17 protein-coding genes are annotated in these 16,256 nt (G+C 31.1%); 15 read left to right on the plus strand and 2 right to left on the minus strand.

Features of this window, described 5'->3' with window-relative positions:
- Positions 1–5 precede the first annotated feature (5 nt).
- Positions 6–569, plus strand: coding sequence for a LemA family protein (locus EG240_RS03075; protein WP_125017317.1), 564 nt, complete (start codon positions 6–8; stop codon positions 567–569).
- 55 nt (positions 570–624) lie between these two features.
- The gene (locus EG240_RS03080; protein WP_125017319.1) at positions 625–1,146 is read left to right on the plus strand and encodes a hypothetical protein; all 522 of its coding nucleotides are present in this window, start codon (positions 625–627) and stop codon (positions 1,144–1,146) included.
- Between the two features lie 158 nt (positions 1,147–1,304).
- Here EG240_RS03080 and EG240_RS03085 read toward each other — a convergent pair whose 3' ends face one another.
- Positions 1,305–1,808, minus strand: coding sequence for a hypothetical protein (locus tag EG240_RS03085; RefSeq protein WP_125017321.1), 504 nt, complete (start codon positions 1,806–1,808; stop codon positions 1,305–1,307).
- Positions 1,809–1,875: 67 nt separating this feature from the next.
- Between EG240_RS03085 and rnhA the strand changes: the two genes are divergently transcribed.
- The 13 genes from rnhA (at position 1,876) to EG240_RS03150 (ending at position 14,576) form a co-directional block, all read left to right on the plus strand.
- Positions 1,876–2,352, plus strand: a complete 477-nt coding sequence (gene rnhA / locus EG240_RS03090; RefSeq protein WP_125017323.1) for a ribonuclease HI — start codon at positions 1,876–1,878, stop codon at positions 2,350–2,352.
- Between the two features lie 90 nt (positions 2,353–2,442).
- Positions 2,443–3,372, plus strand: coding sequence for a PfkB family carbohydrate kinase (locus EG240_RS03095; RefSeq protein ID WP_125017325.1), 930 nt, complete (start codon positions 2,443–2,445; stop codon positions 3,370–3,372).
- Between the two features lie 65 nt (positions 3,373–3,437).
- Complete coding sequence (locus tag EG240_RS03100; RefSeq protein WP_125017327.1) at positions 3,438–5,336, plus strand: amidophosphoribosyltransferase; 1,899 nt, start codon at positions 3,438–3,440, stop codon at positions 5,334–5,336.
- A gap of 157 nt (positions 5,337–5,493) precedes the next feature.
- On the plus strand, positions 5,494–5,931 hold the full coding sequence (locus EG240_RS03105; RefSeq protein WP_125017329.1) for a hypothetical protein: 438 nt from the start codon (positions 5,494–5,496) through the stop codon (positions 5,929–5,931).
- Between the two features lie 73 nt (positions 5,932–6,004).
- Positions 6,005–6,436: a hypothetical protein gene (locus EG240_RS03110; protein ID WP_125017330.1), complete on the plus strand. Its 432-nt coding sequence runs from the start codon at positions 6,005–6,007 to the stop codon at positions 6,434–6,436.
- Positions 6,437–6,467: 31 nt separating this feature from the next.
- A complete protein-coding gene (locus EG240_RS03115) occupies positions 6,468–6,878 on the plus strand; it encodes a hypothetical protein (RefSeq protein ID WP_125017332.1) in 411 nt (136 codons plus the stop codon).
- Positions 6,879–7,007: 129 nt separating this feature from the next.
- Complete coding sequence (locus EG240_RS03120) at positions 7,008–7,865, plus strand: ChaN family lipoprotein (protein ID WP_125017333.1); 858 nt, start codon at positions 7,008–7,010, stop codon at positions 7,863–7,865.
- Between the two features lie 135 nt (positions 7,866–8,000).
- The gene (locus EG240_RS03125) at positions 8,001–8,861 is read left to right on the plus strand and encodes a succinate dehydrogenase cytochrome b subunit (protein WP_125017335.1); all 861 of its coding nucleotides are present in this window, start codon (positions 8,001–8,003) and stop codon (positions 8,859–8,861) included.
- 20 nt (positions 8,862–8,881) lie between these two features.
- A complete protein-coding gene (locus EG240_RS03130) occupies positions 8,882–10,882 on the plus strand; it encodes a fumarate reductase/succinate dehydrogenase flavoprotein subunit (protein WP_125017337.1) in 2,001 nt (666 codons plus the stop codon).
- A gap of 66 nt (positions 10,883–10,948) precedes the next feature.
- A complete protein-coding gene (locus EG240_RS03135) occupies positions 10,949–11,692 on the plus strand; it encodes a succinate dehydrogenase/fumarate reductase iron-sulfur subunit (protein WP_125017339.1) in 744 nt (247 codons plus the stop codon).
- A 75-nt stretch (positions 11,693–11,767) separates the two neighbouring features.
- Entirely contained in the window at positions 11,768–12,622 is an 855-nt protein-coding gene (locus tag EG240_RS03140; protein ID WP_125017341.1) for a hypothetical protein, read from the plus strand.
- A gap of 202 nt (positions 12,623–12,824) precedes the next feature.
- Positions 12,825–13,676 carry a hypothetical protein gene (locus tag EG240_RS03145; RefSeq protein WP_125017343.1) on the plus strand — a complete coding sequence of 284 codons (852 nt, stop codon included), beginning with the start codon at positions 12,825–12,827 and terminating at the stop codon, positions 13,674–13,676.
- 132 nt (positions 13,677–13,808) lie between these two features.
- Entirely contained in the window at positions 13,809–14,576 is a 768-nt protein-coding gene (locus tag EG240_RS03150; protein WP_125017345.1) for a nitrilase family protein, read from the plus strand.
- Positions 14,577–14,615: 39 nt separating this feature from the next.
- On the opposite strand, the gene EG240_RS03155 is transcribed toward EG240_RS03150, so the two are convergent.
- Positions 14,616–16,220 carry an Ig-like domain-containing protein gene (locus EG240_RS03155; protein WP_125017347.1) on the minus strand — a complete coding sequence of 535 codons (1,605 nt, stop codon included), beginning with the start codon at positions 16,218–16,220 and terminating at the stop codon, positions 14,616–14,618.
- Positions 16,221–16,256: the final 36 nt, after the last annotated feature.

Genomic DNA, 16,256 nt, shown 5'->3' on the forward strand with positions numbered 1-16,256 from the left:
GAAAGATGACAACAACACAATATATAATAATTGGAATTGGTATAGTGTTTTTATTATACATAATCAGTCTTTATAATAAATTATCGACAAAAAAGAATCAAATTCAAAATGCAATTTCTTCTTTGGATGCTTTATTTATTCAACGTGCAGATTTGATTCCAAATTTAATCGTAACAGTTAAGCAATATGTGACTTTTGAAAAAGAAACTTTGGAAAGAATTACAGAATTACGAAGACCTGCAAATCCAACAAAGAACGAAAATCCTTATGTACAACAAGAAGAAGGAAGCTCAACTTTGAAACAAATTATGATTCAAGTTGAAAATTATCCAGAACTTAAAGCGAATCAACAATTCAATCAATTGCAACACGCATTTAAAGATTGTGAAGAGCAGATTGCAGCAGGAAGACGTTTTTTGAGTGCTTCAATCACTGATTATAATGATAGTATTGTTGTTTTTCCGTCGAACTTAATCGCAACTATTTTCGGTTTCAAAAATCATCAATGGCAATATGCAACAGAAATACAACGAACTGCTATAAATGCAGATGAATTATTTAATAAATAAACTGATTTAAAAATAAGAAAAACATTAAAATACGAAAAACGTATATCCAATTAATTTGTATGGTTTTTATTCTGATAATAAAGACAAATTCGAAGAACGAACGAATAAAGTCAAAAAAGCAATTTCTTTTTTAATACTTGCTTTATGCCTATTCTTGATGTTTATGCATGGTGTTATTCCATTTTCAAGTCTTGTAGTACGAATAGTTGCTGGAATTGGAATTGTTATTTCAGGATTAGCTGCTTTATACGGAGGAACAGAATTTTATAACAAAATGAGTGGTGGGAAAATCAAAAGTATTGCCATTAAAAAATTTGATAGTAGTGCAATTTCAGAAAATGAATTGGCTTTAATGTTTGCAAATAGCGATTATGCGGGTTTGGTAAATGCAAGCAGTGCAGATAATCAACCTATTCAACTATATGTTGATGAAGATGAAACTGGAAAAGTATTTTACATTCAATTGATGAAATATTATTCAAAATCAGATTTTAGTGGAATGAGTGAAGTAAAAGTGATTTCTGAACCAGAATATTCACAAGTTTACAAAAACATAAAAAATATCAAATCAACATAATTGAAAGTTTTATGTTGATGAAAATACACAGCGAAACACACAAATTACTCAATTATTATTTATAAACAGTGTGTAAAAAATGTTATGAAAAAGAATTTTTTCGTTGTGCTAAAAGTTAGATTCGATACTGAATCTAACTTTTTTTGTTTAGCAGATTTTTATCCACCAATTTGAATGGCTTCAAAAATAGAATCCGCATTTTTATTTCTTTGAATCACGCGTTCAGCTCCTTTCATAATCAACCAAAGTTTTATAACGTCAGAAACTTGAAGGTTTTTTTCTTCAATTGTAATTCGGTTTCCGTAACAAGAAATCTTAATTTCGTATTTGGAATCGTTCTTTTTTGTGAGTTTCATTTTGGAAAAAACGGGCTTTTCTAAATCGAAAGTTTCATCATAAACGGTGATTTCATTTTTAGAATATTTTCCGATAATTTGTTCATAATCTGTGTCGATTTCATAAATGATACCATCTTCAAACCAATAATAATCATTTACGATTTTTTGTTTTTCTAAATCAATTTCACAAACACTTAAATCATTATAATAAACTTCTAGAATATTATCTGAGGCGATGTCATATTCAAAAACGCTTCCGTTCAAATATTGCGCATTTGCATTTTGAATCAGTAAAAAGAAGGTAAGTAAAAGATGTTTTTTCATTTCGAAATCCGTTTTGAATTTATCGGTATGTGAAATTAATAAATTTATCTTTGTAAAAAATTATCAAGTGCAAAATATTCAAGTAATATTATATACCGATGGTTCTTCTCGTGGAAATCCTGGTCCTGGCGGATATGGATTGATTTTGGAATGGGCGGGTAAAAATGTTTTTAAAGAAGTTTCTCAAGGTTATCGAAAAACCACTAACAATCGAATGGAACTTTTGGCTGTGATTACTGGTTTAGAAATGTTGAAAAATCCAGGAACTACAGTTTTGGTTGTGACTGATTCTAAATACGTGGTCGATGCGGTTGAGAAAAGTTGGGTTTTTGGTTGGGAAAAGAAAGCGTTTAAGGATAAAAAAAATCCGGATTTGTGGAAGCGTTTTCTGAAAATTTATCGTCAACATCAAGTTGCTTTCAAATGGATAAAAGGACATAACAATCACAAAATGAATGAACGTTGCGATGTTTTGGCTGTGAATGCTGCGACCAGTGGCGATTTTTTAATAGATGAATATTACGAAAATATTGAATGTAAATAATTTGTGAATTATTAACAATTTCAGACGTTTAAAAAAGTTGTAGAAATTTGAATTTTAAGTATATTTGCGTCTTCATTTAGAATAAAGAATATGAATAAATTATTGATTGTAGGAACGGTTGCTTTTGATGCTATTGAAACGCCATTTGGTAAAACAGATAAAATACTTGGTGGAGCAGGAACTTATATAGGTTTGTCGGCTTCTCACTTTAATGTTGCATCTGCTATTGTTTCGGTGGTTGGAGATGATTTTCCTCAAGAATATTTAGATCTTTTAACAAGTAAAAATATCGATACAACTGGTATCGAAGTAGTTCCAGGCGGAAAAACATTTTTCTGGAGTGGAAAATATCATAACGATTTAAATTCTCGTGATACATTAGATACACAATTGAATGTATTAGCAGATTTCAATCCGATTGTGCCTGAAAATTTTAAGGATGCTGATGTGGTTATGTTAGGAAATTTACATCCAAACATTCAAATTGGTGTTTTAGATCAAATGACAAGAAAACCAAAATTAGTTGTTTTAGATACAATGAACTTTTGGATGGATTGTGCTTTGTCAGAATTAAAAGAAGTAATGAAACGTATTGATGTAATTACAATTAATGACGAAGAAGCACGTCAATTATCTGGAGAATATTCATTAGTTAAAGCTGCTGAGGTAATTCATCAAATGGGGCCGAAATATGTGGTGATTAAAAAAGGTGAACACGGAGCATTGTTATTTAACGATGACCACGTGTTTTTTGCACCAGCTTTACCGTTAAAAGAAGTATTTGATCCAACAGGAGCTGGAGATACATTTGCTGGAGGATTCTCTGGTTATTTAGCTCAAAGCGAAAATATTTCTTTCAGTAATATGAAAAATGCCATTATTTATGGTTCAAATTTAGCTTCGTTCTGTGTTGAAAAATTCGGAACTGAGCGTATGGTCAACCTTTCTGAACAAGAAGTTGATGCTCGTTTACAACAATTTAAAATGTTAACGCAATTCGATATCGAATTAGCTGACTAACTATATACAAACTAAAGCCTCCTCGTGGGGCTTTTTTTCATCCAACAACACAACAACAAAAAATTATGAGTGACGCGATCAAACACGAATGCGGAATTGCACTTTTAAGGTTAAAGAAACCTTTAGAATATTATAAAGAAAAATACGGTTCTTCTTTTTATGCAATACAAAAAATGTATTTGCTTATGGAAAAACAGCACAATCGCGGTCAAGATGGAGCAGGTTTGGCGAGTATTAAATTGGATATGGAACCAGGTGAACGTTACATTAGTCGTGTACGTTCAAATAAAACGTCTCCAATTCAAGATATTTTTTCTCAAATTAACGGAAGAATCAATCAAGAATTAGAAGATCGTCCAGAATTAGTAAATGATGTTGCAGCCCAAAAAGCTGATTTGCCATACATTGGTGAGGTTTATTTAGGACACGTTCGTTATGGAACTTTCGGGAAAAATAACATCGAAAGTGTTCATCCATTTTTACGTCAAAACAATTGGATGCACCGTAATTTAATAGTTGCAGGAAATTTCAATCTTACGAATGTTAAGGAGTTATTTGCAGATTTAGTTCGTCTGGGACAACATCCAAAAGAAATGGCGGATACCGTAACAGTGATGGAAAAAATCGGTCATTTCTTAGATGATGAAGTTACTGATTTGTATTTCGATTGTAAAAATGAAGGTCTTTCAAAACGCGAAGCTTCTCCTGTTATTGGTGAACGTTTGGATATTGGAAGAATTTTAAAACGTGCATCTAAAAACTGGGATGGTGGATTTGCTATGGCTGGAATGATTGGTCACGGTGATGCTTTTGTTTTACGTGATCCAGCAGGAATTCGTCCAGCTTTCCATTATGAAGATGATGAAATTGTTGTTGTTGCCTCAGAACGTCCGGTTATTCAAACAGCTTTCAATGTTCCTTTAGAGAGTATAAAAGAGTTAAATCCTGGAGAAGCTATTATCATTAAGAAAAGTGGTAGTGTTTCTTTTGAGCAAATTTTAGATCCATTAGAAAAAAGATCGTGTTCATTTGAGCGTATTTATTTCTCAAGAGGAAATGATGCTTCTATTTACCAAGAGCGTAAAGCTTTAGGTAGATTGATGATGCCATATATTCTTGAAGAAATTAAAGGAGATACAGAAAATACGGTATTCTCTTATATTCCTAATACTGCTGAAACTTCTTTCTTTGGTATGATGGAAGGTGCTCAAGATTATTTGAATGAAAAGAAAATCGCTGCAATTCTTGCAAACCAAAACGATTTATCTGCTGAGAAATTAAGTGAGATTTTATCTACTACAATTCGTACAGAAAAAATCACAATTAAAGATGCAAAACTTCGTACGTTTATTACAGATGATAGTAGTCGTGATGATATGGTTGAGCATGTTTATGATGTAACTTATGGCGTTGTGAAACCTACAGATACTTTAGTTGTTATTGATGATAGTATTGTTCGTGGAACTACTTTAAAGAAATCGATCATTAAAATGTTAGATCGTTTAAATCCTAAAAAGATTATGGTTGTTTCTTCTGCGCCACAAATTCGTTATCCTGATTGTTACGGAATTGATATGGCTAAAATGGAAACGTTAATCGCATTTACTGCTTCTTTAGAGTTGTTGAAAGATCGTAATATGTATCATATCGTTGATGAGGTTTATACGAAATGTAAAGCGCAAGAAAACTTACCTGATGCTGAGGTTGTGAATTTTGTAAAAGAAATTTATGCTCCATTTACAGATCAAGAGATTTCTGATAAGATTTCTGAAATGTTACGACCTATTACTGTGAATGCAGAGGTAAAAATTGTTTTCCAAACGGTTGAGAATTTACATCAAGCTTGTCCTGAAAATTTAGGAGATTGGTATTTTACAGGAAATTATCCAACTAATGGAGGAAATAGAGTTGTAAATCGTGCATTTATGAATTTCTATGAAGGAAAAGACGCAAGAGCGTACTAGAAAAAAAATAAATATTTAAGTTAAAAGCATCAAGTTTTCTTGATGCTTTTTTTGTTTACCGCAATTTTTTATCGGTTTACCTATGTTTTGTTTTGATTTTTTGTTTTGGCACAAGTATTGAAATTACAAAATCAAATAACAATAAAATATATTTAAAATGAAAAAATTAATGACAATTGCAATGTTAGCTTTAACAGTTGGAGCTTTTGCACAATCAGGAAATAAAGTAAATAACCAAGAAGGTAAAAAACAATCTACAGAAATTAGAGCTAAAAAAGACGGCGATAAAAAAGAAGGTTGTAAGAAAGATGGGAAAAAAGGTGATAAAAAACGTGGAGATAAGAAAAAAGGTGGCGACAAATTTGCTGATTTGAATTTGACTGAAGCTCAAAAATCACAATTGAAAGCTTTGAAAGGTGAAAGAAAATCAAAAGGTGAATTGGCTCAAAATACAAAACCTTCAAAAGAAGAAATGCAGGCTAAAAGAGCAGAACGTGATGCAAAAATCAAAACGATTTTAACTCCAGAACAATATGCAAATTTTACTGCAAAAAAAGAAATGAAATCAAAAGATAAGAAACAAGTTAAAAGCTAATTTGAATTGTTTCGATAAGTAAAAATAAAACAACAAAATCAGAATAAAATAAAAAATCTAAATGTCCAAAACAATGAAAAAAATAATGACAATTGCAATGTTAGCTTTAACAGTTGGAGCTTTTGCACAATCAGGAAATAAAGTAAATAACCAAGAAGGTAAAAAACAATCTACCGAAATTAGAGCTAAAAAAGACGGCGATAAAAAAGAAGGTTGTAAGAAAGATGCTAAAAAAGGTGATAAAAAACGTGGAGATAAGAAAAAAGGTGGTGATAAATTTGCTGATTTGAATTTAACTGAAGCTCAAAAAACACAATTGAAAGCTTTGAAAGGTGAAAGAAAATCAAAAGGAGAATTGGCTCAAAATACAAAACCTTCAAAAGAAGAAATACAAACTAGAAGAGCAGAACGTGACGCAAAAATCAAAACGATTTTAACTCCAGAACAATATGCAAAGTTTACTGCAAAGAAAGAAATGAAACAGAAAAAGGTAAGTAGAAGTTAATCCTTCTGCTTACCAAATAAAAATAAAAATTATGAAAAGTTTATATGTAATCGCAATGATGGCTCTTTCATTCGGAGCTTCAGCACAGCAACGTTCGGTATATCAAGTTGGGCAGCCTCCAAAATACCAACAAGAAAGAAGAGAAGTAGGACGTGAACAACGTTACGATTCTTACAATCACAAATATGATTCGAAAGATTTTGATTACCGCGGATTGGATTTGTCTTACAGTCAGAAACGTGATTTAGATGATATTATGTTTCGAATGCATCAAGATATAAAAATTGCACAACGTAATTATCGTCGTCCTGAGGCGCAGATTAGAAAAATTGAAAAAGCTTATGATTTAAAAATCTCAAAAGTTTTAACTAAATATCAATATGATAAATTTATGAGAATGTATGCTTATCAATATCCAGGTTTCGGTTATGGAAGAGTATAATTGTAGATTTTTAAAGCTTAAATATTATTAAACCCAATAAACATCAATTTGTTTGTTGGGTTTTTTCTTGCTTTCTTTAAATCGATTTGTATTTTTACGATATTGTTTAAATTGATTATGAACTCAATTATGAAAAATATACTTACGCTTTTTTTGGTCTTTTTTGGGATTTCGACTTTTGCTCAAGAAGTAAAACCGTATCAAATATATAATTCAAAAGGAAAGAAAATATCATTTGAAAAAATGGTAAAAGAACTTCAAAAATCTGATTTGGTTTTGTTTGGAGAATTTCATGATAATTCAATTGTACATTGGTTGCAATTAAAAACTATAAAAGCTTTAGCTAATAAAAAACCTTTGATTTTAGGAATGGAAATGTTTGAAAGAGATAATCAGGTTTACCTGAATGAATATTTAAGCGGGAAGTTGTCTGAAGAAGATTTTGCAAAATCAGCTCGTTTGTGGAATAATTATAAAACCGATTATAAACCAATTGTTGATTTTGCAAAAGAAAATCAAATTGAGGTTATTGCTTCAAATGTCCCACGTAAATATGCAAGTTTGGTTTATAAACAAGGTGAAGAAGCTTTATTAGACTTACCAGAAGAAGAGAAAAATTGGATAGCGCCACTACCGTTTCCTTATGATGCGACTTTGCCTGCGTATGTAAAAATGATGGAAATGTTTAAAGATAGCGATCACGCAAATCCTAATTTTCCTAAAGCTCAAGCGATAAAAGATGCAACGATGGGATATTCGATTGTTTCTAATTTTAAACCTAATAATTTGTTTGTTCATTTCAATGGTTCGTATCATTCAAACGATTATGAAGGGATTTATTGGTATGTAAAAAAATATAATCCTGAGATAAAAATCGCAACAATCACTGTTTTAGAAAAAGCTAATATTTATGAGATTTCTTCAACAGAAAAGCAACTTGCTGATTATATTATTATTGTAGATGAAGATATGACGAAAACTTTTTAATATTTAAGGTTGATTTGCTTTTATTTATAATCATTTTAAATACACAATAATTAAAAGAATTTACTTTGGTATTATTTGTAATTAGCCTTACTTTTGTATGATTTTTTTAAGGAAAAAAACTACTAAAATTACATTATGGCAAAATCTGCACTTTTAAAGTCGTCAATCGGTAAGAAATACTGGATGGCGCTTACGGGTTTATTTTTATGCGTGTTTTTGTTAGGTCACTTAGCAGGTAACTTACAGTTGATTTTTGGAACTGATTTGCAGTTCAATCAATATGCTTACTTTATGACAACAAATCCAGCAGTAAAAGTTTTATCTTATGTTACTTACATCTCAATTTTATTCCACGCTATTGATGGAATTATGTTGGCTGTACAAAACAAAAAAGCAAGACCAATTGGTTATGCAAAAAACAATGCGGCAGCAAATAGTACTTGGGCATCAAGAAATATGGCTGTATTAGGAACATTGTTGTTGGTATTCATCGCTACTCACATGATGAATTTCTGGGCGAAAATGCATTTTGAAGAAATGCCATTACAAACCGAAGTTATCAAGATTGCAACTCCAATGGGAGAACAACAATTTGATATCCACAACACAACTGATGGTGCTTTTGTATTAATCCAAGTTGATCAAGAAGGAAAAACAGTTTATGGAGATCCAGCTTTAGGTCAATTAGAATTGCAAGATGGTAGAGATTTCTATTTAGGTGGTGTGAAAATCAAAGAAGGATATAAAGATTTATACAAAATCACAGTAGATTTCTTCAAAGATCCAACTTATGGATTAGTATTCACATTATTCTATGTGTTTTCTATGATAGTTTTAGCTTTCCACTTGTCTCATGGATTCCGTAGTGCTTTCCAATCATTAGGAGCTAATAATCCTAAATATAACGGATTAATTAATGTATTAGGTTTAGGTTTCGCTTATTTAGTTCCGGCTTTATTTGCAATTATTCCTCTTTACCTTCATTTTATTAAATAATCTACCAAAGTTAATTGATTATGAGTTTAGATAATAAAATACCTCAAGGTCCAATCGATACGAAATGGACAGATTATAAAGATCACATCAACTTAGTGAATCCAGCTAACAAACGTAATATTGATATTATTGTTGTTGGAACTGGTTTAGCAGGTGGTTCTGCTGCTGCTACTTTAGCTGAGTTAGGATATAACGTAAAAGCTTTTTGTTACCAAGATTCACCTCGTCGTGCACACTCAATCGCTGCTCAAGGTGGTATCAATGCAGCAAAAAACTATCAAGGTGACGGTGACTCTGTTTACAGATTATTTTATGATACTGTAAAAGGTGGAGATTACCGTGCTCGTGAAGCTAACGTTCACCGTTTAGCTGAGGTTTCTGTAAATATTATTGACCAATGTGTGGCTCAAGGTGTGCCTTTAGCTCGTGAATACGGAGGTTTATTAGATAACCGTTCTTTTGGAGGAACACAAGTTTCTCGTACTTTTTACGCAAAAGGACAAACAGGACAACAATTATTATTAGGAGCTTATTCTGCAATGAACCGTCAAATCGGTCGTGGAAAAATCAAAATGTACAACCGTCACGAAATGTTAGATGTTGTATTAGTTGGTGGTAAAGCTCGTGGTATTATTGCACGTAACTTAATTACTGGTGAAATTGAGCGTCATTCTGCTCACGCTGTTGTTGTTGCAACTGGTGGATACGGAAATGTTTTCTTTTTATCAACAAATGCAATGGGTTCTAACGTAACTGCTGCTTGGAAAATCCATAAAAAAGGAGCTTACTTTGCAAACCCTTGTTATACACAAATTCACCCAACTTGTATTCCGGTTACTGGAGATCACCAATCAAAATTAACTTTGATGTCTGAATCTTTACGTAATGATGGACGTATTTGGGTTCCTGCAAAATTAGAAGATGCTCAAGCTATTCGTGAAGGGAAAAAGAAACCTACTGATTTAGCTGAAGCAGATAGAGATTATTACTTAGAGCGTCGTTACCCATCTTTCGGAAACTTAGTGCCTCGTGACGTTGCTTCACGTGCTGCTAAAGAACGTTGTGATGCTGGTTTCGGTGTTAATGCAACAGGAGAAGCAGTTTACTTAGATTTCGCAGCAGCTATTGAGCGTTACGGAAAAGAGCAAGCTCGTATCAACCATTTAAATGAAAATGATGCTAAATTAGTTTATGATTTAGGTCAAAAAGTGGTTGAGAATAAATATGGTAACTTATTCCAAATGTACTACAAGATTGTAGATGAGGATCCATATACAACTCCAATGATGATTTATCCTGCAGTTCACTATACAATGGGTGGTGTTTGGGTTGATTATAACTTAATGACAACTATCGAAGGATGTTACTGTATTGGTGAAGCTAACTTCTCTGATCACGGAGCAAACCGTTTAGGAGCTTCTGCTTTAATGCAAGGTTTAGCTGATGGTTATTTCGTTTTACCTTATACAATCGGAAACTATTTAGCTGATGATATTCGTACAGGTAAAATTCCTACAGATACTCCAGAATTTGATGAAGCTGAGAAAAATGTAAAATCGTTAATTGATCATTTAATGAACTCTAACGGAACGCATTCAGTAGATTATTTCCATAAAAAACTTGGAAAAGTTATGTGGAATAAAGTAGGTATGGCTCGTAATGCAAAAGGTTTAACTGAAGCAATGGATGAAATTGCAGCAATTAGAGAAGACTTCTACAAAAATGTAAAAGTTTCTGGAACTGCAAATTCTTTCAACCAAGAATTAGAAAAAGCTTTACGTGTTGCTGATTTCCTTGAATTAGGTGAGTTATTTGCTAAAGATGCTTTACACCGTGAAGAATCTTGTGGTGGTCACTTCCGTGAAGAACACCAATCTTCTGAAGGAGAAGCAGAACGTGACGATGCAAATTTCGCTTACGTAGCTGCATGGGAGTATAAAGGAAACCCAAGAGAAGCTGTTCTTCATAAAGAAGACTTAGTTTACGAAAACATTAAAATGGTAACTCGTAGTTATAAATAATATTTGAAAGTCAGATTCGGCTTTTTATCAAGTCGAATCGATTTTCACTGTAAAAATTCTGTACACATGAATCTTACATTAAAAATTTGGCGTCAAAAAAACGCACAAGATAAAGGTCAAATGGTCGATTATAAAATCGGCGGTATTGAACCAGATATGTCTTTCTTAGAAATGCTTGATGTATTAAACAACGAGCTTGTTGAGAAAGGTGACGAACCTGTAGCTTTCGATCACGATTGTCGTGAAGGAATTTGTGGAATGTGTTCTTTATTCATCAATGGTGAAGCTCACGGACCAGATCGTGGAATTACAACTTGTCAATTGCACATGCGTAAATTCAAAGAAAATGATACAATTTATATAGAACCTTGGAGAGCTAAAGCATTTCCAGTAATTAAAGATTTAGTTGTTGACCGTTCTTCTTTTGATCGTATCCAACATGCAGGTGGATTTATTTCTGTGAATACTTCTGGAAATACGCAAGATGCAAACAATTTACCAGTTAACAAACATGATGCAGATCGTTCTTTTGATGCTGCAACATGTATTGGATGTGGTGCTTGTGTGGCAACTTGTAAAAACTCTTCAGCAATGTTATTTGTTTCTGCAAAAGTTTCTCAGTTTGCTTTGTTGCCACAAGGTAGAATCGAAGCTACTGAACGTGTATTAAACATGGTTGAAGCTATGGATAACGAAGGTTTCGGAAACTGTACAAATACTGGTGCATGTGAGGTTGAATGTCCTAAAGGTATTTCTTTAGAAAACATCGCTCGTATGAACCGTGAATATTTATCGGCTTCTATTAAATAAAACAGAATATTTGTTTATATATTTAGGCTCTCTATGAAAATAGGGAGCTTTTTTTAATTATAACCAAATTTATTTATGAAAAACCTTTACAAACTTTTACCACTTATTTTATTTTTCTTTGTTTTTAGTGCAAATGCACAGTTTTTACATTTGAGAGCTGGTCAAGAATCTAAAGATCCAGTTACTATTATTTTTGAAGATGGCTCTGAAAAAAATGGCTTTATTAAAAATAATGAGCCCAAAAATAAAGTTCTACGCGCAATTTCTTTTAATAGTAATACTAGTGCATTTTCGAACCCAGAATTAAGTATTGATTATATATTGTTTAAAGCATCTGAGGATGCTGTTGATTATTCTAATATTGATGTAACAACTATTAAACATGTTATATTCTCTAGAAACAATTCATTAGTTTATGATAGATTTGTCTTGTATGATATTAATGAAAAAACTCTTGAGATAGATTATTCAAACCCCAAACAGATTTTTTTTCAGGCGAATAATTTAAATGGTTTTAAACGTTATATTATTTTTACAAGAATGACGGAACGTGGAAAAACTGTTATGTACACTCCATATTATTATATTAAATCTCCAACTAAAAATGAATTGGTTGCGCTTAATCCTTGGAGTTTGATATCTTATAATCGTGTGATAAATTATTTTAAATTTTTAGGAAGTGATTGTAAGCCTTTCTTAGATTATCTTGTGAGATCAGAAGATAGGAACTCTGATGAATTTAAGGAGTTTAAAAAAATTCGAAAAGAATATAGACGTTCTTTTGATAAAGAAATAAAAAAAACCTTTAAAGAAAATAAGAAAAAGAAAATTGATAATGAATATATTTATCAAGAAAAGAGTACCAGAGATTTCGAGTTTTTATTCGATTATATGTATCAAAAGTATTTGGATTTTAATTGTAAATCATAATTTATTCTATTCAAAAAAATCTTTAGTATTTTTACGTTTTAAATTCTTACTATGAAAACCGTCTTGATTTAATACAGTCCACTTTGGGAAAATAGTAATGCTATTTTACAAACGCTTATTTTTAAAATAAGGCTTATTGATGTTTTTTATTTATATTTAGGCTCTCTATATTCATAGAGAGCCTTTTTTAATTTTAATAATTATGAAAAATTTCAAAATACATTTTTTTGTTATCTTATTTCTTTTTGCTTATAAGACAAATGCACAGTTTGCACATCTTAAAAATAATGAAGAAGATGATCAACAAGTTTTGGTTGTGTTTAATGATGGTGGTACAAAAACTGGATATATTAAGAACGATAAAACAAATGCTGCCCTAGGTCGTACTTTATCTTTGTTGACAACAGATCTTAATGCATTCAAGCACACAAATACCATAGCTGATCATATTTTATTTAGAGAAGAAGGTTCTAATGATTTTAATAAAATCGATGCGAAAAACATTAAGCAAGTTCGTTTTAATTCAAGCGATAGCCTTTCATACGACAGGATTACAGTCTATAGATTTAAAAGGAAAAATTTTGAATTAAAAAAGGATGAGCCCGAAATGATGTTTGCTATTTCGCAGGTAGATGATGTGTTTAAAATGTATTCTAAATACTATTTGTCCGAAGATTCAACTGGGAGAGAAAATGAACAATACTTTTTCTTTGTGAAATTAAGAGATAGCGATATGACCTATTTTTTCTCAAAGTCTAGTTTGGTTAATAGAGCTTATTTTTTAGAATATTTTAAAATTTTTGCGCCAGATAATGTTGAATATACGACTTATATCGATCGTTTAAAAAAAAAAGGAACTCCCGAGTTTAAAGAGTTTGAAGAAGCTGGTAAAGCTATTACAAGTAAGTTTTTGAAGGAAAATAATATTGATGAAAATAATTTGACTAATGAAATATTCGATATTGAATTTAGGGTGAAATCTATAAGCAATCATTATAATTTTATGTTTTATTATATGGGAAAAAAATATGAAGAAATTGTTTTAGGTAAATAACAGAAGACTGTTTTTTAATCTTTTGTATCAAAAATATGTTTCATTAGGTTGTGAATCTTGATTTTTTTGAATTAAAACTTTATTTTTTTAAGGTTTTATTTATTTCGTAATTTTACATCTTAAATAATTACTATGAAAATCGCCTTGATTCAATACAGCCCAGTTTGGGAAAATATTGATGCTAATTTACAAACGCTTACTTATAAAATAAACCAATTAGAATCTGATGTTGATTTAGTGGTTTTACCAGAAATGTTTTCGACTGGCTTTTCTATGAAACCCGAGCCAATTGCAGAAACCGAAAACGGTAAAGCGGTTCAATGGATGATTGAAATTGCAAAAAGTAAACAGGTTGCAATCACAGGAAGTTTGATTATCGAAGAAAATAAATCTTATTACAATCGTTTGTTTTTTGTTTTTCCTGACGGAAGTTATAAAACGTATAACAAGAAGCATTTGTTTTCATTAGCTGGAGAAGAAAAAATCTATGAACCTGGAAGTGAAAAATTAATTGTTAGCTATAAAGATTGGAATATTTGTCCACTTATTTGTTACGATTTACGCTTTCCTGTTTATTCTCGAATTGTCGATGAAGCTTATGATTTATTGATTTATGTTGCTTCTTGGCCAGACCAACGAATTTACGCTTGGGATTCGCTTTTAAAAGCACGTGCGATTGAAAATATGAGTTTTGTGATTGCAGTTAACAGAAGTGGAGAAGATGCTTTCAATAACAATTATTCAGGGCATTCTCAGGTTATTGATTATATGGGTCAATATCTTCAAGAACCGATGATTGATGAGCAATCGGTAATTCTAACTTTTGAAAAGGAAGGTTTGGTAAAAGCACGTAATCGATTTGCTTTTTTGAATGATGCTGATAAATTTAAACTATTATAAAATTAAATAAATCCGAGTTTCAAGCTCGGATTTATTGTTTTAATTCGGTATAACCAATGTTTCATTAACTTCCCAATTGGCTCGGACATCAATTGGTTTTTCAAAGAGATAAACTTTTTCTGGTTGTATTTTTTTCAAATAATTCCCAGTGTCAAATTTCCCATTTTTGTTTTCATCAACAATGATTCTTACAAAGTATTTGTTTGGTTTTAAATACGGAAATTCAATTGGTATGTTTTCTTCAATGGATTTAAATATGATAATTTTTCCCTTCTCATCTAATAATTCTATAATCAAAGGGAATTGCGACGTATTTCCTAAACTTATAGTAAGATTTCCGTATTTTGTATAAGCTTCAGTTTGAAACGACGTTGATAAACTATCGTTTGATTTGTTGTAAAAATCGATTATTGCACCTGGTAACATTTCAAATGAATATCTTTGATTTTCCAGCTTTTCAAAATCGATAAACATTTTCAAATTCAATTCATCATTTATGATGTTAAACGGAATCTGAACAGAATCTTTATCAATTAAGTTCATCTTTGTTTTGTCAAAAGTTGAAACTGGTGTGGTTGTTAAAAGTTCAATTTTATCTGTAAAATCAATTCCTCCCGATTTATTAAATGAAATACTAAGTGAATCAATTTCTTTTAATTTTCGAGATTTATTTACGTATGATTTTTCGTAATCTCCATTTTTAAAATTAAATTGAATCGAATCGTAAGCAACTTTTGGAACAAAAATATGAAGTGAATCTTTTTCTTGAATTTTAGAAAATCTTATATCAATAGGTTCATTGTTTGCTAAAGCTTCTATTTTTAGATTTTTATAATCTCCTTCAAACGGAACCAACCATTTATTTTGACTAACCATAGATGGTTTCACTGCATTCGGAAGTTTTTCTTCTTTGAATAAAACAAGTTCTCTTAAAGAATCGTTTGGTAATTGAATTGGAGTTGCATAAAAACCAATTTTCTCTGTTTTTGCTTCGAATTTATTGTTGTTATTTCGATCTTTCATTGCAACCAAATAATACGATCCTTCTTTTACGTTTTCAATCGAAAAAGTTGTCAAACTATCTAAAGTATTTGTAATATAGATTGGTTTTTCTTTGTAAACCGTAGAATCGTTAAACGTTGTTGCATCATACAGCATTACCGAAATAAAATTATCTTTCTTGAAATTATAACTTTCTTTAATTGAACCTTGAACTTTTAAAGAATCGATATAACTTCCTGTAGAAAAAATGTATTTAAAATCTGTTAAAACATTTCCTTCGTTATTATCTGCAATACTTTGACCGAAATTGAAGCTATAAGTTGTATTTGCTTTTAAAGAATCAAGAAGTTTTATTGTAACCGTTTTTGTAGCAGAACCTGCAGGAATAATTTCCGGTTGCGTATCAAATGGAGGAGAAATAATTAAGTTCTGATTGATTTTGTTTAATTTGATGTATTCATCAAATGTGATTTTAATTTCTTTTGCGTCAAAATTCGTTGAAAAATTTTCAGGAATACATTTCAAAACAACTGGTGGAAGTGTGTCAGCTAAACCTCCGGTAATATATCCGCGTTTTGCACAACTTGTTAGAAGTAAGCATGAAACAAAAAAGATTGCAAGTGTGTATGTTAGAAATTTCATTAATTACAAATTTCTACAAAGTAACTATTTTATTTT

Origin of the sequence: Paenimyroides tangerinum (genome assembly GCF_003865405.1) — a bacterium.
Taxonomy (GTDB): Bacteria; Bacteroidota; Bacteroidia; order Flavobacteriales; family Flavobacteriaceae; genus Flavobacterium; species Flavobacterium tangerinum.